Source organism: Streptomyces sp. SLBN-118 (assembly GCF_006715635.1).
Taxonomy (GTDB): domain Bacteria; phylum Actinomycetota; class Actinomycetes; order Streptomycetales; family Streptomycetaceae; genus Streptomyces.
In genome coordinates this window covers 1,572,546-1,596,187 of record NZ_VFNP01000002.1, presented here as the reverse complement: position 1 = coordinate 1,596,187, position 23,642 = coordinate 1,572,546, and the positions used below count along the sequence as shown (strand labels likewise).

The following is a 23,642-nucleotide window of genomic DNA, read 5'->3' as shown; positions in this document are numbered from 1 at the left end:
ACCAACGCCCCCTGGCTCAGGGTCACCACGGACCCTGGAAACGGCCGGGTTCGTCCGCGGGACCATCCACCGGGCAGCTACCACCAACGCCCCCTGGCCCAGGGTCACCACGGACCCTGGAAACCTATCCGCCGACCATCGTCAACGCCTGGTCCAGCGCCTGCAGGAAGCGGTTCGTCGTCGCCCGGTCCCTGACCGCCAGCCGCAGCCAGCCCGGCCCCAGGCCCGGGAACGTGTCGCCGCGGCGGGCCGCGAAGCCCAGGGCGCGCAGGCGTACGCGGACCTCGGCGCCGCGGCGGACGTGGGCCAGGACGAACGGGCCCTCGGCCGACGCCACCACCCGTACCTCGTCGAACTCCGCGAGCCCTGCCAGCAGATGCGCCCGCTCCGTCGCGATCAGCTGCGCCGCCTGCGCCGCCTCCTTCAGCGCGGCGGGCTCCATGCACGCCACGGCCGCCGCCAGCGCGGGCGAGGACACCGGCCACAGCGGCTGCGCCCGCTCCAGCGCGGCGATCGTGTCCGGCTCGGCCAGCACATAGCCGATGCGCAGGCCCGCGAGCCCCCAGGTCTTGGTCAGGCTGCGCAGCACCACCAGGCCCGGGACGTCGGTCCGGTCCGCCAGTGCCTCGGGCTCGTCCGGTACCGCGTCCATGAACGCCTCGTCCACCACCAGCAGCCGCCCGGGGCGGGCCAGTTGGGCGATGTCGTCGGCCGGGTGCAGTACGGACGTGGGGTTGGTCGGATTGCCGATGATCACCAGGTCCGCCGCTTCGGGTACGGCCGCCGGATCGAGCCGGAAGCCGTCCTCCTCGCGCAGGAGCAGCCGCGCCACCTCGTGCCCCGCGTCCCGCAGCGCCGCTTCCGGCTCCGTGAACTGCGGGTGCACGACCAGTGGGTGACGTACCTCCAGGGCGCGGGCGAGCAGGACGAACGCCTCCGCCGCCCCCGCCGTCAGCAGCACCCGCTCAACCGGCAGTCCGTGGCGCCGGGCGACCGCCGCCCGTGCGGCCCGGGCGTCCGGATAAGCGGCAAGTCCGGTCAGCGAGTCCGCGATGCGCGCGCGGAGCCAGTCCGGGGGAGTCCCGGTGCGGACGTTGACCGCCAGGTCGATGAGACCGGCGTCCCGTACCTCCGCGTCACCGTGGTGGCGCAGGTCGTGTGCGTCAGTGTGCGTGTGCATGGCTGCCATGGCCGTGGTGGTTGTGGCCCTCGTGGCCGTGTCCGTCGTGGGGGTGGAAGTGCGGCTGCTGGGGACGACCGACCTTGTCCTCGAAGCCCGGCATCGCGACCCGGTAGACGCACGAGTCGCAGTTCATCCGGATGTCGCCGTCGACAGCCTCCCGGTACCGGTCGAGCACGAGGCCGAGCAACTCCTCGGCCGGACCGATCACATCGGCCGGGACGACATCCACTTCCGGGTGCGCCTCCGCCCAGCCCTGCGCCTGCTGACGCACCCGGTCCGGCAGGATCCCGGTGAACAGGAAGTACGGCAGCACCACGATCCGGCGTGCCCCCAGTTTCACGCACCGGTCCAGGCCGCCGGGCACATCGGGCGCGGCGAGCGAGACGAACGCCGTCTCCACGCCCGCGTAACCCCGCCCCTCCCACAGCAGCCTGGCCGCCTTGTGCACCTCGGCGTTGGCGTCCGGATCGGTCGAGCCGCGGCCCACCAGCAGCACCGTCACATCCGCGCGGTCCCCGGGCGTCCGGGGCCCGGAGCCCAGCGCCTCGTCCAGCCGCCGCTCCATGACGCGCAGCAGTGAGGGGTGCGGGCCAAGGGGCCGTCCGTAGGTGTACGAGGTCTCGGGGTGACGCTCCCGCTCGCGGGCCAGCGCGGCCGGGATGTCGCCCTTGGCGTGCCCCGCGGACACCAGCATCAGCGGCACCGCGGCGAAGCGGGTCACTCCCTGCCCGACCAACTCGGCGACGGCCTCGCCGAGGGGCGGCGGGGACAGCTCGATGAAGCCGCCCCCGACGGGGAGTTCGGGATGGCGCCGCCCCAGCTCCCGTACGAAGTCACGGAAGGCCTCGGCCCCGGCTTCGTCTCGGGTGCCGTGACCGGCGATGAGCAGTGCGGGCGGGGTGGTCACGCGTTCTCCTTGATGTGGGGGTGGTACGGCAGAGCATTCCGCGTGGCGACGGCTGCGGCGAGGGTACGGCGGGGACCCGTCCTCGGACCATGCGATTTCATGGCGTGCTTCATTGCCTGCTTCATGGCGTGCGTGATCATGACTGCCAGCGGTAGCCCCGGGGGGTCACCATGCGGCCCGCGACCTCTCGTGTCGCCGTGTTGCCGACCGTCACGACGGTCATCATGTCCACCGTCGCCGGATCCAGTCCGGCCAGAGTGGTGACGCGGCTGGATTCGTCCGGCCGGGACGCGTTGCGTACGACACCTGTCGGTGTGTCCGGATCGCGGTGCTCCGCGAGGATCGACAGCGCCTTCGAAAGCTGCCAGTCACGCCCGCGGCTGCGGGGGTTGTAGAAGGTCACGACGATGTCCGCCTCCGCCGCCGCCCGCACCCGGCGCTCGATGACCTCCCACGGAGTGTGCAGATCCGAGAGGCTGATCGAGACATGGTCGTGCCCGAGTGGCGCGCCCAGGACCGCGGCGGCGGCCAGCGCCGCGGTCACCCCCGGCACGCCCACCACGTCGATGTCGTCGGACGCCTCCGTGAGCGCCGGCGAAGCCATCGCGTACACGCCCGCGTCGCCGCTGCCGATCAGCGCGACCGCATGACCGGCGCGGGCTTCGCTGACAGCCCTGCGGGCCCGCTCCTCCTCGGCGCCCAGGCCGGATTCCACGATCCGGGTGCCGGGCCTGAGCAGATCGCGGATCTGGGCGACGTACTGATCGAGCCCGACGAGGACGGAGGCGCGGCGCAGCTCCTGCGTGGCGCGCGGGGCGAGCAGGTCACGGGCCCCGGGGCCGAGCCCCACCACGGCGAGGCGGCCTCGGGGAGCCCGGCGTACGACGGCGCAGGTGGCCATCGCGGCCCGGACCCCGGTGCCGGGAAGGGGCCGGGACTTCCGCTTCGGGACGAGGAGTTCACCGCCCTCCGCGAGCGCGGCGGCCTCCGCGACGGACGGGGTGCCCACGGCGGCGAGCGGTGCGTCGGACGGGTTGGGCACGCTGATCGAGGCGAGCCGGCCGGGGGCGTACGTCACCAGCGGTACGCCGAGACGCCGCGCGGCCCCGACGATCCCCGGCTCGTCCGCCTTCGCGTCGACGGTCGCGAGCGCACGGACGCTCAGCGCCGAGAGTCCCGCCTCGCGCAGGGTCTCCTCGATCAGGCCGAGGACCTCGTCGAGGGGAGCGCCCTTGGAGGCCCCGACCCCGACGACGAGTGACGGCGGCCGCACCACGGCCTCCCGCACGCCCGGTTCGAGGACCCGGTCCGTCACCCGGAGAACCGCGTCGCCGACGGCGCCCACGTTGCCGGGCAGCGGCGGCAGCGGCCACACGGCGTCGGCCCGCAGGGCCACCGGTTCGCCGTCCAGCACGGCACGTGTCACGGACGCGATCGCGCCCTCGACCGGCCATCCCAGGGTGTCCAGACCCGGGACGCCGGCCGCGTCCGTCGCCGTCGTCACCACGGGGGCGCACCCGAGAGCATCGGCGACCTGCGCCGCCAGCTCGTTCGCGCCGCCGCCGTGGCCGCCGAGCAGGGACACGGCGTGCCGCAGCCCCTCGTCCACGCACACCACGCCGGGGTCGGCGGACTTGCCCGTGAGCAGCGGGGCGACCAGCCGCACGACCGCGCCCGTCGCGAGGAAACACACCAGCTGATCGCACTCGGCGAACGCCAGCTCCACCGACCGGCCCACCGGACCTTCGTACACACGGACACGGTCCGGCCAGGCCGCGACCAGCCGGTCGCGGGCGGCGGCACCGGCCGCCGTCGCGGAGATCAGGCCGATCACTGAGCCGCTCCCTGTGCGCGAAGTGCCTTGCGGGCCGCCGGATCCGCCTTCCGGAAGCCATGGAAGTGCCCCGGGTGGTAGAGATGCGAACGCGTCCCCGAAGCCGCCAGTGCGGGCCCGACGAGGAACAGCGTGTGCTTCCACAGCTTGTGCTCCTTGACGGTCTCCTCCAGCGTGCCGATCGTGCAGCGCAGGATCAGCTCCTGGGGCCAGGTCGCCTGATACGCGACGACCACCGGCGTACTCGCCGGATAGCCGCCCTCCAGCAGTTCCTGCGTCAACTGGCCGGATCGCGCCGCCGACAGGAACAGCGCCATCGTCGTGCCGTGCCGCGCGAACTCCCGTACCTCCTCGCCCGGCGGCATCGGCGTCTTGCCACCACCCAGCCGGGTGAGGATCACCGACTGCGCGACCTCCGGGACCGTCAGCTCGCGCTGTGCGATCGCGGCGACCGCCGAGAACGACGAGACACCCGGCACGATCTCGACCGCGAGCCCCAGCTCCACGCAGCGGTCGAGCTGCTCCTGCGTGCCGCCCCACAGGGCGGGGTCGCCGGAATGGATACGAGCGACCCTCAAGTCCCCCTCCTGCGCCCGCTCGTACACCGCGACGACGTCCTCCAGCGACATCGCCGCCGAGTCGAGGATCTCGGCCCCCTCGCGCGCGTGGTCGAGGACGTCCGCCTGCACCAGGCTCGCCGCCCAGATGACGATGTCCGCATCGGCGATGGCCCGCGCGGCACGGAACGTCAGCAGATCGGCGGCGCCCGGGCCGGCGCCGACGAAGGTCACCTTCCCGCGGGTGTCGGCATCGGCCATGAGCGGTGGTCCTCTCGTGTCATTCGGGTGGTTCCACGGAGCCCCGGCGCTGGAAGCGGCCGGGGAGGAGGTGTTCGGGATGCCCCTGGTGGCGGTGGTCGGCCTGTCGGAGTGACGGGCTCACAACTTGCCCCCACGGCCGCCGTCGCGCGGCGCCGGCGCGATCAGCGTCGACAGATACGGCAACGGGCCCTCGGCCAGCTCGGCGGCCGGCCGGATCGACTCCTGCGGCAGCCCGAGCGCCGAGCCCCACACCGCGCCCTCGGTACGTCCCGTCTCCCGCAACGCGGTCGCCACCTCGGCGGCCAGCCGCCCGAACTTGTACGCCACCACGGTCCCGGGCCCCTCCAGGGCGCCCTTGAGCACGGCCGCCCCGGCCGTCACCGGCACCAGGGTCAGCGGCTCGGTGCCCTCGGTGAGGACCGCGCCGCTGCGGGCCGCCAGATCCTGCATCGCGGTGATACCCGGCACGGTCTCCACGGCCGTCCCCGGGACCAGTTCGCCGATCGTCTGCGCGAGATACGTGAACGTGGAGTACACGTTCGGGTCGCCGATCGTCGCGAAGGACACGACGTCGTGAGCGCGCAGGAGTTCGGCGACACGCTCACCGGCCGCGTCCCACGCGGCATCACGACGGGCCCGGGCGGTCCGCTCGTTGAGCGCGAACACGATCCGCATGACCTTCTGGGCAACGACATAGTGCAGGACGGTCGCCTCGGCGCGGCCCCGCTCCAGCGTGTCCATCACCGGTACGACGACGACATCGGCCTCCTGGAGCGCGCGCACCCCCTTCACGGTCACCAGCTCCGGGTCGCCCGGCCCCACCCCGACACCGATCAGCCTGCTCATCGCGCACACCCCTCAACGAATCGGCGGGCGACACCGGGCGCGGAGGCCCAGTGCGTATGCAGATAGCTCGCATGCACGCCCCGCTGCACGAACCCCTCCAGGCGGCGCTCGGGCCGGTGCATGCCCCAGGCGGGTTCGGGTCCGGCGGCGGGCTCGATGACGGTCCGGTGGAACTCGTGCCCGCGCAGCCGCGTCCCCGCTGCGGCAAGGACACTGTCGCCGACGGCAACCGCCTCGCGGTAGCCCAGCGTGAGCCGTTCACTCATCCGCGCATCGGCGTCCAGCACCCCGCACATCGGCTGCCCGTCCAGAGAGCGGGCGAGATACAGCAGTCCCGCACACTCGGCGGCGACGGGCGCGCCAAAGAGCGCGAGCTCGGCGACCGCCTTGCGGAGGGGTTGGTTGGCGGACAGCTCGGGGGCGTACACCTCCGGGAATCCGCCGCCGATGACGAGACCGGCGGTGTTGTCGGGGAGTTGCTCGTCCCGGAGCGGATCGAAGGGGACGACGTCGGCGCCGGCGGCGGTGAGGAGTTCGGCGTGCTCGGCGTAGGAGAACGTGAAGGCGGGCCCGCCGGCGACGGCGACGAGGGGGCGCCCGCGGCGCTGTTCCCGGGTGGGGACCGGCTCGCCGCAGGCCGTCACCGCGTCCCACGCCACCGCCCCCAGCCCCGGAGCCGACCGTGCCAACTCAAGCAACCCCTCCAAGTCACAGCCCCGCCGGACCTGTTCGGCCATCGCCGCCACCGCGTCCACCGCGTCCACCCGCCGCTCGGCGACCGGCACCAGGCCCAGATGGCGCGACGGTGTCGACACGGAGGGAGCCCGGCGCAGCACCCCCAGCACCGGCACCCCCGACTCCGCCAGCGCATCCCTCAGCAGCTCCTCGTGCCGGTCGGAGGCGACCTTGTTGAGGATCACGCCCCCGATCCGCACCTGCGGGTCCCAGGACGCGAAACCGTGCACCAGCGCCGCCACCGACCGCGACTGCGACGACGCGTCGACCACCAGCACCACCGGCGCCCGCAGCAGCTTCGCCACCTGGGCCGTCGAGGCCAGTTCACCCGCGCCCGCCGCGCCGTCGTACAGCCCCATCACGCCCTCGACCACAGCCACGTCGCACCCCGCGGCGCCGTGCGCGAACAGCGGTGCCATCAGGTCCGTACCGCACATGTACGCGTCGAGATTGCGTCCCGGGCGTCCTGTCGCGAGCGAGTGGTAGCCGGGGTCGATGTAGTCGGGGCCGACCTTGTGCGGGGACACGGTCAGGCCCGTCGCGGCGAAGGCCGCCATCAGGCCCGTGGCGACGGTGGTCTTGCCGCTGCCCGACGACGGCGCGGCGATGACGAGACGTGCTACCACTCGATGCCCCGCTGCCCCTTCTGACCCGCGTCCATCGGGTGCTTGACCTTGGACATGTCGGTGACGAGGTCGGCGAAGTCGAGGAGTTCGGCCGGTGCGTTGCGGCCGGTGATCACGACATGCTGGGTGCCTGGGCGGTCGCGCAGCACCTGGACCACCTCGGCGGGGTCCACCCAGCCCCAGTGCATCGGATACGCGAACTCGTCCAGGACGTAGAACTTGTACGACTCGGCCGCCAGGCCGCGCTTGACCTGCTCCCAGCCCTCGCGCGCTTTCTCCTCGTTCGACAGTTCGCCGTCCGCGGGGGCACGCTGGATCCAGGACCAGCCCTCGCCCATCTTGTGCCAGTCGACCTTGCCGCCCTCGCCGCTCGCGCCGAGCACCCTCAGGGCGTTCTCCTCGCCGACCTTCCACTTCGCGGACTTGACGAACTGGAACACCCCGACCGGCCAGCCCTGGTTCCAGGCGCGCAGCGCCATCCCGAAGGCGGCCGTCGACTTCCCCTTGCCGACGCCCGTGTGCACCATCACCAGCGGCCGGTTGCGGCGCTGGCGGGTGGTGAGCCCGTCCTGGGGAACGACGGTCGGCTGTCCCTGCGGCATTAAGCGGCCCTCCTGGTTGCGGTGACGTCCCTGACGATTCCGGCGATGCTGTCGGCGCGCAGCTCGTCCAGGGTGACGGCTGTGCCGCCGAGATCGCGGGCGAGTTCCCCCGCGAGCCCGAGGCGCACCGGCCCCGACTCGCAGTCCACGACGACCGAGGCGGTTTTCTCGGCGGCGTGCAGCCGCGCGGACCGCGAGGCGAGCGCGAGTGGATCGACGCCGCCCGTCGCGCGGCCGTCCGTCACCACGACCAGCAGCGGCCGTCGCGCCGGATCGCGCAGACGCTCCACGCGCAGTACGTCGTGCGCCCGCAGCAGACCGGCCGCCAGCGGCGTCCGGCCGCCCGTGGGCAGCCGTTCGAGCCGGGCCGCGGCCGCGTCCACCGACGAGGTCGGCGGCAGTGCCACCTCCGCGTCCTTGCCACGGAAGGTGATCAGCCCGACCTTGTCGCGCCGCTGATACGCATCGAGCAGCAGCGAGAGAACCGCTCCCTTGACCGCGCTCATCCGCTGCCGGGCCGCCATCGAACCCGAGGCGTCCACCAGGAACAGCACGAGGTTCCCCTCCCGCCCCTCCCGCGTTGCCTGCCGCAGGTCGTCACGCCGGACCACCAGACCGCGGCCGCTGCGCCCGCGTGCCCGCTGGTGGGGGGCGGCCGCCTGGACGGTCGCCGCCAAGTGCAGCTTGGTGAGCGCCCCTCGGGGCCGCCGGGCTCCCGTCGTCCGCCCGTGCTCGGTCCGCGCCCGGGACCTGCGCCCCGCCGCGCCCTCGCCGAGCCCGGGCACGCTGAGCACCTTCGTACGGAAAGGCTCCGCGGCCCTTACGGCCTGCTGCTCACCGCCGCCCGCGGCCTGCGGCCGACCGCCCTCGGCCTCCTGCGGCTCGGCGGGCGTGTCACCCCGGCCCGCATCGCCCTGGCCCGCGTCGCCCTGCGGGGGCGTGCCGGGACCGTCCTTCGGTGGCTGCCCACCGCCCCCGCCCGGCCCGTCCGGGCCGGGGTCGGGATCGTCGTCGCCGAACTCCTCCAGCGTCTCGTCGAGCTTGTCCTCGTCAAGACCGGGCGCGTCGAAGGGATTGCGCCGCCGCCGGTGGGGGAGCGCCAGCAGGGCGGCCTGGCGCACGTCCTCGGCCAGTACGTCGCTCCGCCCCGCCCACGCGGCCAGTGCCGTGGCCGTCCGCGCCATCACAATGTCCGCGCGCATGCCGTCCACTTCGAAGGCGGCGCAGGTCGCGGCGATCTGCCGCAGTGCGCCGTCGCCGAGCCGCACTTGCGGCAGCAGCGCCCGCGCGGCCACGATCCTCGCCCGCAGAGCCGCCTCGTCGTCTGCCCAGCGCCCGGCGAAGCCGCCGGGATCGTCGTCGTACGCGAGGCGGCGGCGCACCACCTCGACCCGCTGGTCGGGCTCGCGGGAGGCCGCGACCTCGACGGTGAGCCCGAACCGGTCCAGCAACTGCGGCCGCAGCTCCCCCTCTTCGGGGTTCATTGTCCCCACCAGCAGGAAACGCGCCGCATGCCGTACCGAGACGCCTTCACGCTCGACGTACGAGGCGCCCATGGCGGCCGCGTCGAGAAGCAGGTCCACCAAGTGGTCGTGGAGCAGGTTCACTTCGTCGACGTACAGGATCCCGCGGTGCGCGTCGGCGAGCAGACCCGGCTCGAAGGCCTTCACACCCTCGGCGAGCGCCCGCTCGATGTCGAGCGCGCCCACGAGCCGGTCCTCGGAGGCGCCGACGGGCAGCTCGACCATCCGCGCGGGGCGCGCCGTGCCGCCGCCCGCCTCGTGAGGACCATCGGGACACGCCGGGTCGGGCGCGGCCGGGTCGCAGGAGAACCGGCACCCGGGGACGACGGGGACCTGCGGTATCAACGCGGAAAGGGCGCGTACGGCGGTCGACTTGGCGGTCCCCTTCTCACCGCGCACGAGCACACCGCCGACGGCGGGCGACACGGCGTTCAGCAGCAGCGCGAGCCGCAGGTCGTCCTGCCCGACGATGGCGGTGAAGGGATAGGGGGTGCTCATGCGGTCGACTCCTCGATGTGGTTCGGGCGGTGGACAGAAAAGACCTTCACGTGTCCCCCTCCAGCTCGCCCTCGAGCTCCAGGTACATCGTCCGCAACCGCTCCAGCGTCCCTTCGTCGGGCTCAGCCCACAGCCCCCGCTCCGCCGCCTCCAGCAGTCTCTCCGTGATCCCGCGCAGCGCCCATGGATTGGACTTCTCCATGAACTCCCGGTTCTCCGGATCGAAGACGTACTCCGCCGACAACTTCTCGTACATCCAGTCGTCGACGACACCCGCTGTCGCGTCGTACCCGAACAGATAGTCCACGGTCGCGGCCATCTCGAACGCGCCCTTGTATCCGTGCCGCCGCATCGCCGCCATCCAGCGCGGGTTGACCACCCGCGCCCGGAACACGCGGTGGGTCTCCTCGCCCAGGGTGCGCGTCCTGATCTGGTCGGGGACCGCCGAGTCGCCCACGTACGCCTCGGGCGATTGGCCTGTCAGATGGCGCACCATGGCGACCATCCCGCCGTGGTACTGGAAGTAGTCGTCCGCGTCGACGAGATCGTGCTCCCGCGTGTCCACGTTCTTCGCGGCGACCGCGATCCTGCGGAAGGCCGTCTCCATGTCCCCGCGCGCCGCACGCCCGTTCAGACCGCGTCCGTACGCGTATCCGCCCCACACCGCGTACACCTCCGCGAGGTCCGCGTCCAAGCGCCAGTTCCGTGCGTCGATCAGCGGCAGCAGGCCCGCTCCATAGGCACCCGGCTTGGAGCCGAAGATCCGCGCGGTGGCCCGCCGCCGGTCGCCGTGCAGGGCCGTGTCCTCGTCCGTGTGCGCCCGTACGTAGTTGGACTCGGCGGGTTCGTCGAGCTCGGCCACCGCCCGTACGGCGTCGTCGATCAGCCCCACCACATGCGGGAAGGCGTCCCGGAAGAATCCGGAGATGCGGACCGTCACATCGATGCGCGGCCGCGCGAGCTCCCGCAGGGGCACCACCTCGAAGCCGGTCACGCGCCGGGACGCGTCGTCCCAGACCGGACGGCAGCCGAGCAGGGCCAGGATCTCGGCGATGTCGTCGCCCTGGGTACGCATCGCCGAGGTGCCCCACACCGTCAGGCCCACCGACTTCGGGTAGGCGCCGGTGTCGGTCAGACAGCGCGCCACCAGCGAGTCGGCGAGCGCCTGGCCGACCTCCCAGGACAGCCGGGACGGGATCGCCTTGGGGTCGACGGAGTAGAAGTTGCGGCCGGTCGGCAGGACGTTGACCAGGCCGCGCGTCGGTGAGCCGGAGGGCCCGGCGGGCACATGGCCTCCGTTCAGCGCCCGCAGGATATTGCTGATCTCGTCGGTCGTACGGACCAGGCGCGGCACGACCTCCTCGCAGGCGAAGCCCAGCACGGCTACGGCCGCGGGGAGTTCGGTGCCGAGCGTGTCGTGCACCAGAGCCGCACAGTGCGCCGTGGCCCAGCCGCGCTCCTCCATGCCCTCGGCGAGCCGCCGGCACAGCTGCTCCAGCAGATCGATCGCGTCGGCGCCGGTCCGGGCCGGCCCCTCGGCCAGCGCGGTCAGCTCCGCCGGGACCTTCACGGGCGCGCCCGGCTCGGCGAGCAGATCCTTCTCGGTGAGCCCGAAGTGCTCGGCGAGCGCGGCCCTCAGCCCCGGCAGCGCGTCGGCCTGCCCGCCCCACACCTGGGAGGCACGCAGCACGGCCAGGACGAGGTTGACCCGGGCCTGCGCCGTTGGGCCGCCGCCCAGGATGTGCAGGCCGTCCCTGATCTGGACGTCCTTGATCTCGCAGAGGTAGCCGTCGATGTGCATGACGAACTCGTCGAAGTCGCCGTCGTCCGGCTGTTCGTCGACGTGCAGGTCGTGGTGGAGTTCGGCGGCCTTCACGAGTGTCCAGATCTGAGCCCGTACCGCCGGGGCCTTCGCCGGATCGAGATCGGACACGAGAGCGTACTCGTCGAGGAGCTGTTCGAGCTTTGCCAGATCGCCGTAGGTGTCCGCGCGCGCCATCGGCGGCACGAGATGGTCCACAACGGTGGCGTGGCCGCGGCGCTTGGCCTGAGTGCCCTCGCCCGGGTCGTTGACGATGAAGGGGTAGATCAGCGGCAGTTCGCCCAGCACGGCGTCCGGGCCACAGCCCGCCGACAGGCCCAGTCCCTTGCCCGGCAGCCACTCCAGGGTGCCGTGCTTGCCCATGTGCACGACGGCGTCCGCGCCGAACGAGTTCTCCAGCCAGCGGTACGCGGCCAGGTAGTGGTGCGAGGGCGGCATGTCCGGGTCGTGGTAGATGGCGATCGGGTTCTCACCGAAGCCACGCGGCGGCTGGATCATGACCACGACATTGCCGAACCGGAGCGAGGCCAGCACGATGTCGTCGCCGTCGACGTAGAGCGAGCCGGGCGGCTCACCCCAGTGCTCCGGCATGGCCTCGCGCAGCCCCGGAGCCAGGGTCTCGAACCAGGCCCGGTAGTCGGCGAGCGGCACGCGCGCGGGGGCGGCCGCCAACTGCTCGTCGGTCAGCCACTCGACGTCGTGGCCACCGGCGTTGATGAGCCGGTGGATCAGCTCGTCGCCGTTGTCCGGGTGGCCTTCGACGGCGTAACCGGCGTCGCGCAGGGCGTCCAGGACCCGTACCGCCGAGGCCGGTGTGTCCAGGCCCACCGCATTGCCGACGCGTGAGTGCTTGGTGGGGTAGGCGGTGAAGACGAGAGCCAGCTTCTTCTCGGCGTTCGGCCGGTGCCTCAACCGGGCGTGGCGTACGGCGATTCCGGCGACGCGCCCGGCCCGCTCGGGGTCGGCGACATACACCGGCACCTCGTCGGGGCCCTGCTCCTTGAAGGAGAACGGGACCGTGATCAGCCGCCCGTCGAACTCCGGGATGGCCACCTGCATCGCCGCGTCCATCGGGGACAGCGCCGCGTCCGACGCCTCCCAGACCGCCCGCGAGGACGTCAGGCACAGCCCCTGGAGCACAGGGATGTCCAGCCCGGCGAGCGCCCCGATGTCCCAGGCCTCGTCGTCGCCGCCCGCACTGGCGTCGCTCGCTCGCGTGCCGCCGGCGGCGAGCACGGTGGCGACGAGCGAGTCGGCCCCGGCGAGGAGCTCGTACAGACCGGCCTCGGCGCCGCGCAGCGAACCGCAGTACACGGGAAGGGCGTTGGCGCCCCGCGCCTCGATGCGGTCGCAGAGTGTGTCGACGAAGGCCGTGTTCCCGGAGAGCTGGTGGGCCCGGTAGAAGAGCACGCCCACGGTCGGCCGGCCCTCGACGTGCGCGCGCGTGCCGTGCACGCCCCACTCGGGCATCTTCCGCGGCTCCGCGCTGTGCCTGTTCTGGGCGCCCTGAGCACGACCGTGCCCCGCCCGCAGCACGTCCAGAAGGAGGAAGCGGGCCAGCTCGGCGAGGTTGCCCGGACCGCCCTCGACCAGATAGCGCAGCGCCTGCGTCACCGCACCCGCGTGCACCGTGGACTCGGCCATCAACTCCGCGTCCGCAGCGGCCTCACCGCCCAGCAGGACCGTCGGGATCCGGGCGGCACGCAGCGCCGCGAGACCGTCCTCCCAGGTCCGCTTCCCGCCGAGGAGACGCACGACGGCGATGTCGGCGCCCACGATCAGCGCGGGCAGTTCCGCCGCCACGTCGACGCGGGTGGGGTTGCCGATCCGGTACGGCGCCCCGGAGGCCCGGGCCGCCAGCAGATCGGTGTCGGCCGTGGACAGCAACAGCACGGTGCTCATGGCGCTCCCGGTGGAATGAAGGGCAGTCCCGACGGAGCGCCCGACTCGATGAGCCGCAACAGCGCGTCCGTGTCCGCGTGTTCTTCGATCAGGTCGCCGAGGCGGTCGAGCTGCTCCTCGCGCAGGACCCCGAAGCTGGTGTCCGGCGCCGGTACGAAACGCCGTCCCGAGGCCGCTGCCACCTCCCGCAGAAAGGCGCGCCTGAAGCCGTCGCTCTCCAGCGAGCCGTGCCAGTGAGTGCCCCACACGGGTCCGACACGGCAGCCGTCCAAGAAGGGCTCTCCGCCCAGCACTTCGGCGACCCCGTGATGGATCTCGTATCCCTCGACACTCTCGCCGAGCGCCGCGCCCACGGGCCGTGCGAGGGTCTTGTCCCGGGCGAAACGCACCCGTACCGGCAGCAGGTCGAGGCCGTCGACGGTGCCCGCGCGCGACTCCACGTCGTCCTCGATGAGCTCGCCCAGCATCTGGAAGCCGCCGCAGATGCCGAGCACCGGCCGCCCCTCGGCGGCCCGGCGTGCCAACGCGTCCGCGAGACCGCGCTCACGCAGCCAGCCGAGCGCCTTGACCGTGCCCCTCGTGCCCGGCACGACCGCCAGATCGGCGTCGGCCAGCTCCTCGGCCCGGTCCACGAAGCGCACGACGACGCCGGGTTCCGCGGCGAGCGCGTCCACGTCCGTGAAGTTCGACATCAGCGGTACGGCGCACACGGCGACGCGCAGCACGTCCTCGCCGACGGGCGGCGCGACCACCGACTCCCGTACCGCGCCGCGCAACGAGACCCGCAGCCCGTCCTCCTCGTCGATACCGAGGCCGTGCGCGAAGGGCAGCACGCCGTAGGTGTGCCGCCCCGTCAGCCCGTGCAGCATCTCCAGGCCGGGTTCGAGGAGCGTCACATCGCCCCGGAACTTGTTGACCAGATAGCCCGCGATCAGCGCCTGGTCCTCGGGGGCGAGCAGCGCCGTGGTACCGAAGAAGGAGGCGAAGACGCCGCCGCGGTCGATGTCTCCGACCACGAGCACCGGAAGGCGAGCGGCCCGTGCGATGCCCATGTTCACGATGTCCGTACGCCGCAGATTGATCTCGGCAGGACTGCCCGCCCCCTCGCAGATCACAGCTTCATACGTGCCCCGCAGCTCCTCCAGGCACTCCACGACGGTCCCGAACAGAGCCTCCTGCCGCCCCCCGTGGTAGCCACGGGCGCTGAGTTCACCCACCGGCCTGCCCATCAGCACGACCTGACTCGAACGGTCGCTGCCGGGCTTGAGCAGCACCGGGTTCATCAGCGCGCTCGGCTCCACGCGCGCCGCCTGCGCCTGCATGGCCTGCGCCCGCCCGATCTCCGCGCCCTCACGCGTGACGAACGAGTTGAGCGACATGTTCTGCCCCTTGAAGGGTGCGACCTTCACCCCCTGCCGCACCAGCCAGCGGCAGATCCCCGCCGTCACGACGCTCTTTCCGGCGTCGGACGTGGTTCCCGCGACCAGCAGTCCGCCGCCCCTGCGCCCGCTCATCCCCGCCCCTTTCCCGCGCGCCGCGCGCGCAGCGCATGCCCCGCGAGGCGCCCGGCCGCGCAGGTGGCGAGTGTCAGCCAGCCGATGCGGCGCGAGAGCCGTACGGCGCGTTCGATGTCGCCGAACTGCACAGGGCGGCCGTCGCCGTTGAGTACGGGACGGTGCTCGACGCGTCCGCCGTAGGAGAGCGTTCCGCCGAGCCGTACCCCGAGCGCACCGGCGAAAGCCGCCTCCACGGGACCAGCGTTGGGGCTCGGGTGCTTCTTCGCGTCGTCCCGCCAGGCGCGGGCGGCCCCGCGCGCGTCCCCGCCCGCGAGCACCGCCAGCGCCGCGGTGAGCCTGGCGCCCGGCCAGCCCGCGACATCGTCGAGCCGTGCCGAGGCCCAGCCGAACCGCCGGTACCGGGGTGACTTGTGCCCGACCATCGCGTCCAGCGTGTTGACCGCCCGGAAGCCGACCAGGCCGGGCACGCCCGCGAGCGCTCCCCACACAAGCGCGCCCACCACGGCGTCGGAGGTGTTCTCGGCAACGGATTCGACGACGGCGCGCGCGATCTGCTGCTCGTTCAGGGCCTGCGGATCGCGCCCGCACAGATGCGGCAACCGCTCCCGGGCCACGTCCACGTCCCCGGCGGCCAGCGCGCCACCGATGGCCCGTGCCTCCCGGCCCAGGGACGTGCCGCCGACGACGGCCCAGGTGGTGGCGGCGGTCAGCGCGACCGACGCGGCCGAGCGGCCCCGCAGTCCACGGCTCAGCAGTGCGGCGGCAGCGGCAGCGCCTCCGGCGCACACCACGGTGTGCAGCGCGCCCCACCCCCGGTGGTCACGCCACAGCACACCCTCGACACCACCCGCGGCCCGCCCGAACGCGGCGACCGGATGCCCTCGGCGGGGATCGCCCAGAAGCAGGTCACCGGCCAGGCCGGCGGTGGCGCCGTACACGAATCGACGGTCGGCACGCATCGGTTCAGCCCGTCGTTCCGCCTCGCAGGAACCTCGTACTCACAGCAGGGACCGAACCGCAGCCGCGCATGGCGATATGTCCTCACTCAGGGTGTCCGCGCCCTGGTTCGACGTGACCGGCGGTGAGAGTTCCTGGCTTCCGGGGGAGTGCTCCCCCGTGACAGTGGCGGGACCGCGCCGGATTCGCACCGGCTTCCTCTTCTGCCGCCGTAGATGGCCCCGGCAGTCCACCACGCTGCGAGAAGGGCCGTCAACTGGCCTTTGACCTGCACGGGGAGAGTGTGTTGGGGCACACACGCGGGCCGGGTCACCCGATGGGGTGACCCGGCCCGGACCCGAGGTGTCTGAAGCGGCTGTCAGGTGACGATCAGGTAGATCCCGTACGCCACGGCTGCCGCGCAGAGCGCGAAGCACGCGTACGCCCCGGTGCGCGCCAGGACCGCGGAGCCGCCGCTCGCGGCCGCGGACTCCTGCCTGGTCAGGCCCACCACGCCCAGGGTGAACAGAGCCACCAGGGCGACGGTGGCGACCAGGCTCACGCCGAAGACGGAGCCGAGTGCTGCCCAGTCGATTTTCATGCTGTTCTGTCCTTACACCGTGGCCGGACGCGTCGGCTCGGAGCCGGAGGCGGGGGCCGGAGCCGGGATGGTCGTCTTCATGTCCTGCGCGGGCGTGCCCGCCGGCGGCGGGGCGACGGCCGCGATGGCCGCGGTCACGACGCCCGCGGGTTCGGCGTCCGTGTCATTGACGTTGGTGTGGTCGACCACCTGGCGGCGGGAGACGAACCAGATCGCGGCGCAGGCGCCGATCAGGAAGGCCGCGACGACCGCGACACCCCAGTCGCCCTGCTTGGTCACGAACTCCGAGCCCGCGGCGACCAGAGCGGCGGCGGGCAGCGTCAGGCCCCAGGCGACGAACATCCGGGTGGCGGTGGACCAGCGGACCACGCCGCCCTTGCGGCCCAGGCCCGCGCCCATCACGGCGCCGGAGCACGAGTGCGTCGTCGACAGCGAGAAGCCGAGGTTGGAGGAGGCGAGGATGACGCTGGCCGCACTTGTCTGGGCGGCGAAGCCCTGCTGCGGCTGAAGGTCGGTCAGGCCCTTGCCCATGGTGCGGATGATGCGCCAGCCGCCGAGGTAGGTGCCCATCGCGATCGCGAGACCGGCGGAGAGGATGACCCACATCGGAGGGTTGGAGCCGGGCGAGAGCACTCCGCCGGCGATGAGCGCCAGCGTGATGATGCCCATCGTCTTCTGGGCGTCGTTGGTGCCGTGGGCGAGGGAGACAAGGCCGGCCGAGGCGACCTGGCCGGCGCGGTAGCCCTTCGCGGTGGCCTTCTCGTCGGCGTTCTTGCCGATCTTGTACGTGAGCCGGGAAGCCAGGAAGGCGGCGATGCCGGCCACCAGGGGAGCGGCGATCGCGGGGATCAGGACCTTGGTGACGACGGTGCCGCCGTTGACGCCGCCGATGCCGACCGAGGCGACCGTGGCGCCGATGAGTCCGCCCATCAGGGCGTGCGAGGAACTGGACGGCAGACCTATCAGCCAGGTCACCAGGTTCCAGAGGATGGCGCCGACGAGCGCCGCGAAGATGACTTCCGGGGTGATGCCGGACTCGGTGACGATGCCGCTGGAGATCGTCTTGGCGACCTCGACGGACAGGAACGCACCGGCAAGATTGAGCACGGCGGACATGGCCACCGCCGTCTTGGGCTTCAGGGCGCCGGTCGAGATGGTCGTCGCCATCGCGTTGGCGGTGTCGTGGAAACCGTTTGTGAAATCGAACACGAGAGCTGTCACGATCACGATCGCTAGCAGCAGCGTGATGTGTTCCATCTACCCAGGCAATCTTTTGACGTCAGTGGCGCGATCAACGTAGTTAATCTGGGTGAACGGAAGATGAACTGAAACAGGCATCGCGGTGTTCTGAAGTGAGGATTGGCCACTCCGCTTGTCGGGAGTGGCCGCAGTACCGATGACATGCGGCTTTCGCGGTGATTCGCGTGATGTCCGTCACCCGCATGTCCTGTGGCACCGGGCCCCGGCCTGACAGGATCGCGGCATGACCGATGAAGTGCGGCAGGACGCGATCGAGCGGGCGTGGCAGGACCTCGTGGCCACGGCCCGCCGGACGGCCGCGGAGGGTCTCGTGGTGGGCACGTCGGGCAATGTCTCGGTACGGGTCGGCTCCCTCGTCCTGGTCACCCCGAGCGGAGTCCCGTACGACCGGCTCACCCCGCAGGACGCCGTCGCCGTCGACCTCGACGGCAACCAGGTCCTCGGCACCCTCGCCCCCACCAGCGAGCTGCCCCTGCACCTGGAGCTCTACCGCAACACCTCCGCGGGCGCCGTGGTCCACACCCACGCCGTACACGCCACCGCCGTCTCCACCCTCGTCCCCGAACTCCCGCCGATCCACTACATGGCGGGGGCCATGGGCGGTACCGTGCGCGTCGCGGCGTACGCCCTGTACGGAACCGGGGAACTGGCCCGGAACATGCTCAGCGCCCTGCGCGAACGCACCGCCTGCCTCCTGCAGAACCACGGAACCGTCGCCTACGCGGACTCCCTCGATCAGGCCTACGACCGGACGGCCCAGCTGGAGTGGATGTGCCGCCTCTGGCTGACCGCCGCGTCCGTGCCCGGACACGCGCCCACCCTCCTGACGAGCTCACAGCTGCGCGAGGCGTCGGAGAAGCTCCAGAGTTACGGGCAGCCCGGCTAGGGCCGCCCCTCCGCTGGCATGGCGGCCCGCGGATGCCGACACTGGAACGGTGCGCCCGGTTACCGCGACGGCAGCAGCCGTCACCACACTCATCGGTGTCGGCGCGGCCGTGATAGCGGCCGGCCGCTACGCGAGCGACGCCGCGCTCAAGGCGACGCCGGGACGCCCGCTGCCCGGCGACCCGCGGCTCACCGTGCACTCCACAGCCGCCGGCCATGTGGCGCTCACCCGCAGCCTCGCCACCCAGCGCCCCGGCCGGTACGGAATCGAGGGTGAGGACGTCCATGCCGTCATCGGCGCGGTACTCGACTCGGTGCCGCGTCGCGCCGACACCGTCGTGCGCCGGCTGGAGCGGGTCAGCCACGGCAGCCTGGAGCCCGGCACCAAGGTCCGGCTCACCCCGCGGGTGTATGACGGCGATCCTTCCGGCGCGCTCGGGCTCGACCACAGGGATGTGGACATACCGGGCGAACTCGGCACGCTGCCCGCCTGGTTCGTGCCGGGTCCTCGTGAGACCTGGGTCATCACCGTGCACGGTCTGGGCGCAACCCGGGAACATCCCCTGAACCTCCTGCCGTTCCTGCACACCCTGCGTTTCCCGGTGCTCAACCTCAGCTACCGCGGAGACCCCGGAGCACCCCAGCCGCCCGACGGGCTCGGGCACCTCGGCGACTCCGAGTGGCGCGACCTGGACGCGGCCATCCGCTACGCCGTGAACCAGGGCGCCGAGCGCGTCATCGTGCACGGCTGGTCCACCGGCGCCTCGATGGCCCTGCATGCCGCCGCCAACTCAGCCCTGCGCGACCGGATCAGGGGCCTCGTCCTGGACTCCCCGGTCCTCGACTGGGAAGCCACCCTGCGCAGCCTGGTCGCCGCACGCGGCACACCCGCGCCCCTGCTGCCACTCGCCGTCAAGGCGGCCCAGGGCAGGACGGGACTGCACGGCGACCGGCTGCTCGAAGCCGCCGATCCTGGGGCCATGCGCGTGCCGACCCTGATCTTCCACGGCCCCGGCGACACGCTCGCCTCCTGGCAGCTCTCCCGCGAACTCGCCGCGCGCCGCCCCGAACTGGTCAGCCTTCACACCGTCCGGGACGCCCCGCACGCCGCCATGTGGAACGCCGATCCGGACCGCTACGAAGAAGCCCTCCGCCGGTTCCTCACCCCCTTGATGTAGCGCCCTGCCCGCCCCTGCGGGTGTCCGCCGGGAGGGCCGCTGAACGAACCGAACAGGTTCCGTTTGGGCTTTCGGGCCGACAGCGGGAAGACTGCTCCCCGTGACGTCCCGAAAGCCTGATGAGCAATTGGCGCGCAACTCCAGACTCCGTCTTGTCCGCCCGCGATCGCTGGCCACCGCACGGCGGGCCGTGACGGCCCGGGGTACCAGGCCGGCCCCCCGCCCCCCCGAGGGCACCCCCGCCGCCTCGGAACTGGCCCGGCAGGCCAGGACCGTCCTCGCCGACGCCGTCCGCATCGCCCGCTGGGCAGCGGTCGAGCGGGACCCCAGCACCGCCCAGCTCACCGGGCGAACCCAGGAACGGGCCGCCGCCGCACTGGAGTTCACCCCGCTCCAGGTGCGCGCGGGCTGGGACCGCGCCCGCCTCGCGGGACTCGTCGAGCTGCACGGCGACACCGCTCGCCCCGGCTGGCGGCTGCGCGCCTGGGACCGCGACGACATGGCCGTACTGCGCGGATGGGTCGCGCTCTTCGACGCCTGGTCGCTGGTCCACCCGGTGCCCGACGACGTCGCGCCCGCGGCGGTCGCCGAGGTCGTCGAGGCCGTGCCCCAGGTCCTCTCCCTCCTCCAGCTCTCGGCCGGCCCCGTGCTCGTACCGGTACTGCTCGATCTGCTCCAGCAGCGCGTCGCGGAACTGCGCGAGGAGCGCTGCGAAGTCCCCTACGGCCCGCAGCCCGACCACGCCGGCGCGGAGCCGGACTCCGCCCCCGAGCCCGGCTTCGAGCCCGAGCCGGAGCCCGACGCCGGTCCTCCCGTACCCGTGTCCCTCCTGCTCGACTGGGCCCTGGAAGGGCTGTCTGCCGTCGGCGCGCTCACCCTCGACCAGGGACGCTCGGCCACCCTGACCCCGCTCGGCAGCTGGGCGGTGTGGGTCAAGCTGGAGCAGATCTGCGTCGCCGCCCAGAGCCCGGCGGGCAATATCGAGCAGTCCGCCGAGGACATGCTGCGCGGCTGCGCACGCCTCACCCCCGGCCCTGCACGCGCCGAGTACCGTGCCTGGCTCGCCGCCCGCACCGTCTCCAGTGCCGTCGCCGAACTCCTGGGCGTCGCCCGCGGTGAGGACGCGTTGCTGCGCGGCCTCGCCTTCGAGGCGCTGCGTGTCGTCGGCGCCCCCGCCGAGGCCGACGTCCGCGCCGCCGCCGACGAGCCCTCGCTGCGCCCCTATGTCCTGCTCTGGCTCGCCGAGCACGAGGGGGCGGACACCGAGAACGCCGCCGACATCCTCACCCGCGAGGAAGCGACCTGGCTCTGGGTGGACACCGCGGCAGCCGTCGCCGACCACGGAGAGCCCCAACTGCTGCTGCGCCACCTCGACTCGGCGGTCCAGGGCACGGTCCCCGCGCTGCTCGACGAGGTCCGTGCGGGCGGCCACCCCCGAACGGTGCAGGTCCTGGTCGCCCTCGCCGCCGCGCACCCCGATCCGGCCGTCGCGAAGGCCGTACGACGGGCGGCGTTCCAGGTGCACACCGGAAGTCAGGCCAGTCCGCAATCGGCCGGACAAGGCCCAGGCGTGCCGTCCCGGGGGCGGGGCTAGGACTCCGCCCCCGGCGCGTACGTCCCGAAGCTCCACACATTGCCCTCGATGTCCCGCGCCATGTAGTCCCGCGCCCCGTAGTCCTGGTCGGTCGGCGGCATCACGATGTCCGCGCCGTGCTCCACTGCCCTGCTGTGGTGCGCGTCGACGTCGTCGACATGGACGAACACCCCCGTCGGCCCGCCGCCCTCCATCACCTTGTCGAACTCGCTGCCGGTGCCCTTGCTGCCCAGCATCACCATGCCGTTGCCGAAGGTCAGTTCGGCGTGCACCACGGCGCCCGCCTCGTCCTCGTACACCGCGTGCTCGGCGAAGCCGAAGGCCTCGATGAGCTGTTTGATCGCGGCCTTCGCGTCCGTGTACCTCAGCGTCGGACAGATGCTGGGTGACTGAGTCATCTCGATCGCTCCTTCAGGCTCGACGGTGGAAATGTGATCTGCATCTCAGTCTTGCAGCCGCCACTGACAGTCGGCCGAAGGCGCCGGACCGGGCCATGTCGCCGGTCGTGAAGCCGCTGTGCAACCACCGCCGGTGTGCCCCTTCCGGCTCAGCGGCCGCGGCCGCTGAAGCTGGCGCAAAACCACTTGCAGGGCCCCGGTAGACTCGCCTGTATGGCAATTCTCCTTGCGCATTAGGCGGCGTCGAAGCTCCCGCGCCCGTCCCTTCCGCCGTCCATACCGCCCTGGAGTCTTTCCGTGATCACCGCTTCCGGCATCGAGCTGCGCGCCGGCGCACGCGTTCTCATCGAGTCCGCTTCCTTCCGTATCGCCAAAGGCGACCGCATCGGCCTGGTCGGCCGCAACGGAGCGGGCAAGACCACCCTCACCAAGTGCCTCGCGGGCGAAGGCATCCCCGCGGCCGGCACCATCGCCCGCTCCGGCGAGGTCGGCTATCTCCCGCAGGACCCACGCACCGGTGACCTCGACATCCTCGCCACCGATCGGATCCTCTCGGCCCGTGACCTCGACTCCGTGCTGAAGAAGATGCGCGAGAACGAGGACCGGATGGCGAACGGCAAGGGCGCCACCCGCGAGAAGGCGATGAAGAAGTACGAGCGCCTGGAGACGGAGTTCCTCACCAAGGGCGGTTACGCCGCCGAGGCCGAGGCGGCCACCATCGCCGCCGCGCTCGGCCTGCCCGACCGGGTCCTCGGCCAACCGCTGCATACGCTCTCCGGCGGTCAGCGCCGCCGGGTCGAGCTCGCGCGCATCCTTTTCTCGGACGCCGACACCCTGCTCCTCGACGAGCCGACCAACCACCTCGACGCCGACTCGATCGTCTGGCTGCGCGACTACCTCAAGACCTACCGCGGCGGCTTCATCGTCATCTCCCACGATGTCGATCTCGTCGAGACGGTCGTCAACAAGGTCTTCTACCTCGACGCCAACCGCTCCACGATCGACATCTACAACATGGGCTGGAAGCTCTACCAGCAGCAGCGCGAAGCGGACGAGAAGCGTCGCAAGCGCGAGCGGCAGAACGCCGAGAAGAAAGCGGCGGCCCTCAACTCCCAGGCCGACAAAATGCGCGCCAAGGCCACCAAGACCGTGGCCGCGCAGAACATGGCCAAGCGGGCCGAGCGGCTGCTCGCGGGGCTCGACGAGGTCCGCGTGTCCGACAAGGTCGCCAAGCTGCGCTTCCCGGAGCCCGCGCCCTGCGGCAGGACGCCGCTGACCGCCGAGGGTCTGTCCAAGTCGTACGGCTCCCTCGAAATCTTCACCGATGTGGACCTCGCGATCGACAAGGGCTCCCGGGTCGTCATCCTCGGTCTCAACGGCGCGGGCAAGACGACGCTGCTGCGCCTGCTCGCGGGCGTGGAGACTCCGGACACCGGAGCGGTCACCCCCGGCCACGGCCTCAAGCTCGGCTACTACGCCCAGGAGCACGAGACGCTGGACCCGGAGCGCACGGTTCTGGAGAACATGCGCTCGTCCGCGCCGGACCTCGATCTTGTCCAGGTGCGCAAGACACTGGGCTCGTTCCTGTTCTCCGGCGACGACGTCGACAAGCCGGCCGGGGTGCTCTCCGGCGGTGAGAAGACCCGCCTCGCGCTGGCCACCCTGGTTGTCTCGTCGGCGAACGTCCTGCTCCTGGACGAGCCGACCAACAACCTCGACCCGGCCAGCCGCGAGGAGATCCTCGGCGCACTGCGCACCTACAAGGGCGCGGTCATCCTCGTCACACACGACGAGGGAGCGGTCGAGGCGCTGGAACCCGAGCGCATCATCCTGCTGCCGGACGGCGTCGAGGACCTGTGGGGCGCGGACTACGCGGACCTGGTGGCGCTGGCCTGACCGGTCCCGGAGGGCTGCCCCCGGGATGCCGGACCGGTGCCTCACCCGCGCCGGACCGGCCATTTCCGGTCCGCTCGG

Annotated in this window: 18 protein-coding genes and 1 riboswitch; of the genes, 4 read left to right on the top strand and 14 right to left on the bottom strand. The window is 72.3% G+C overall.

All coding sequences use genetic code 11. From position 1 onward, the window contains the following. Nucleotides 1-124: 124 nt before the first annotated feature. The 13 genes from cobC to FBY35_RS25845 all read right to left on the bottom strand — a co-directional run bounded on the left by cobC (nucleotide 125) and on the right by FBY35_RS25845 (nucleotide 17,610). On the bottom strand, nucleotides 125-1,180 hold the full coding sequence (gene cobC / locus FBY35_RS25905) for an Rv2231c family pyridoxal phosphate-dependent protein CobC (RefSeq protein WP_260848818.1): 1,056 nt from the start codon (nucleotides 1,178-1,180) through the stop codon (nucleotides 125-127). Next, the gene (locus FBY35_RS25900; RefSeq protein WP_142216385.1) at nucleotides 1,164-2,090 is read right to left on the bottom strand and encodes a sirohydrochlorin chelatase; all 927 of its coding nucleotides are present in this window, start codon (nucleotides 2,088-2,090) and stop codon (nucleotides 1,164-1,166) included. The genes cobC and FBY35_RS25900 overlap by 17 nt, the downstream gene beginning before the upstream one ends. A gap of 136 nt (nucleotides 2,091-2,226) precedes the next feature. Next, nucleotides 2,227-3,924 (bottom strand): precorrin-3B C(17)-methyltransferase, encoded by a 1,698-nt coding sequence (gene cobJ / locus FBY35_RS25895; protein ID WP_142216384.1) that lies wholly within the window; start codon nucleotides 3,922-3,924, stop codon nucleotides 2,227-2,229. Further along, entirely contained in the window at nucleotides 3,921-4,742 is an 822-nt protein-coding gene (cobM, locus tag FBY35_RS25890) for a precorrin-4 C(11)-methyltransferase (RefSeq protein ID WP_142216383.1), read from the bottom strand. Before cobM ends, cobJ begins: the two co-directional genes overlap by 4 nt. A gap of 120 nt (nucleotides 4,743-4,862) precedes the next feature. Then, entirely contained in the window at nucleotides 4,863-5,591 is a 729-nt protein-coding gene (cobI, locus tag FBY35_RS25885) for a precorrin-2 C(20)-methyltransferase (protein WP_142216382.1), read from the bottom strand. Then, on the bottom strand, nucleotides 5,588-6,952 hold the full coding sequence (locus FBY35_RS25880; protein WP_142216381.1) for a cobyrinate a,c-diamide synthase: 1,365 nt from the start codon (nucleotides 6,950-6,952) through the stop codon (nucleotides 5,588-5,590). The genes cobI and FBY35_RS25880 overlap by 4 nt, the downstream gene beginning before the upstream one ends. After that, on the bottom strand, nucleotides 6,946-7,554 hold the full coding sequence (gene cobO / locus FBY35_RS25875; protein ID WP_142216380.1) for a cob(I)yrinic acid a,c-diamide adenosyltransferase: 609 nt from the start codon (nucleotides 7,552-7,554) through the stop codon (nucleotides 6,946-6,948). Before cobO ends, FBY35_RS25880 begins: the two co-directional genes overlap by 7 nt. Next, nucleotides 7,554-9,575, bottom strand: a complete 2,022-nt coding sequence (locus tag FBY35_RS25870) for a putative cobaltochelatase (protein ID WP_142216379.1) — start codon at nucleotides 9,573-9,575, stop codon at nucleotides 7,554-7,556. Before FBY35_RS25870 ends, cobO begins: the two co-directional genes overlap by 1 nt. 46 nt (nucleotides 9,576-9,621) lie before the next feature. Beyond that, nucleotides 9,622-13,299 (bottom strand): cobaltochelatase subunit CobN, encoded by a 3,678-nt coding sequence (cobN, locus tag FBY35_RS25865; protein ID WP_142216378.1) that lies wholly within the window; start codon nucleotides 13,297-13,299, stop codon nucleotides 9,622-9,624. Next, entirely contained in the window at nucleotides 13,296-14,813 is a 1,518-nt protein-coding gene (locus FBY35_RS25860) for a cobyric acid synthase (RefSeq protein ID WP_142216377.1), read from the bottom strand. The genes cobN and FBY35_RS25860 overlap by 4 nt, the downstream gene beginning before the upstream one ends. After that, nucleotides 14,810-15,775 carry a cobalamin biosynthesis protein gene (locus FBY35_RS25855; protein WP_142216376.1) on the bottom strand — a complete coding sequence of 322 codons (966 nt, stop codon included), beginning with the start codon at nucleotides 15,773-15,775 and terminating at the stop codon, nucleotides 14,810-14,812. Before FBY35_RS25855 ends, FBY35_RS25860 begins: the two co-directional genes overlap by 4 nt. A 105-nt stretch (nucleotides 15,776-15,880) precedes the next feature. Continuing rightward, a riboswitch (cobalamin riboswitch) is annotated at nucleotides 15,881-16,023 on the bottom strand. 108 nt (nucleotides 16,024-16,131) lie between these two features. After that, complete coding sequence (locus FBY35_RS25850) at nucleotides 16,132-16,353, bottom strand: hypothetical protein (protein WP_142216375.1); 222 nt, start codon at nucleotides 16,351-16,353, stop codon at nucleotides 16,132-16,134. Between the two features lie 12 nt (nucleotides 16,354-16,365). Further along, a complete protein-coding gene (locus FBY35_RS25845; protein ID WP_142216374.1) occupies nucleotides 16,366-17,610 on the bottom strand; it encodes an inorganic phosphate transporter in 1,245 nt (414 codons plus the stop codon). 226 nt (nucleotides 17,611-17,836) lie between these two features. On the opposite strand from FBY35_RS25845, the gene FBY35_RS25840 reads away from it, so the two are divergent. The 3 genes from FBY35_RS25840 to FBY35_RS25830 all read left to right on the top strand — a co-directional run bounded on the left by FBY35_RS25840 (nucleotide 17,837) and on the right by FBY35_RS25830 (nucleotide 21,270). Continuing rightward, nucleotides 17,837-18,499: a class II aldolase/adducin family protein gene (locus tag FBY35_RS25840; protein WP_142216373.1), complete on the top strand. Its 663-nt coding sequence runs from the start codon at nucleotides 17,837-17,839 to the stop codon at nucleotides 18,497-18,499. A 49-nt stretch (nucleotides 18,500-18,548) separates the two neighbouring features. Beyond that, a complete protein-coding gene (locus FBY35_RS25835; RefSeq protein ID WP_142216372.1) occupies nucleotides 18,549-19,676 on the top strand; it encodes an alpha/beta hydrolase in 1,128 nt (375 codons plus the stop codon). Between the two features lie 100 nt (nucleotides 19,677-19,776). Then, entirely contained in the window at nucleotides 19,777-21,270 is a 1,494-nt protein-coding gene (locus FBY35_RS25830) for a hypothetical protein (RefSeq protein ID WP_399208867.1), read from the top strand. On the opposite strand, the gene FBY35_RS25825 is transcribed toward FBY35_RS25830, so the two are convergent. Next, a complete protein-coding gene (locus FBY35_RS25825; protein ID WP_142216371.1) occupies nucleotides 21,267-21,668 on the bottom strand; it encodes a VOC family protein in 402 nt (133 codons plus the stop codon). The two genes, FBY35_RS25830 and FBY35_RS25825, sit on opposite strands and share 4 nt — an antisense overlap. Nucleotides 21,669-21,965: 297 nt before the next feature. On the opposite strand from FBY35_RS25825, the gene FBY35_RS25820 reads away from it, so the two are divergent. Continuing rightward, nucleotides 21,966-23,564 (top strand): ABC-F family ATP-binding cassette domain-containing protein, encoded by a 1,599-nt coding sequence (locus FBY35_RS25820; RefSeq protein WP_142216370.1) that lies wholly within the window; start codon nucleotides 21,966-21,968, stop codon nucleotides 23,562-23,564. Nucleotides 23,565-23,642: the final 78 nt, after the last annotated feature.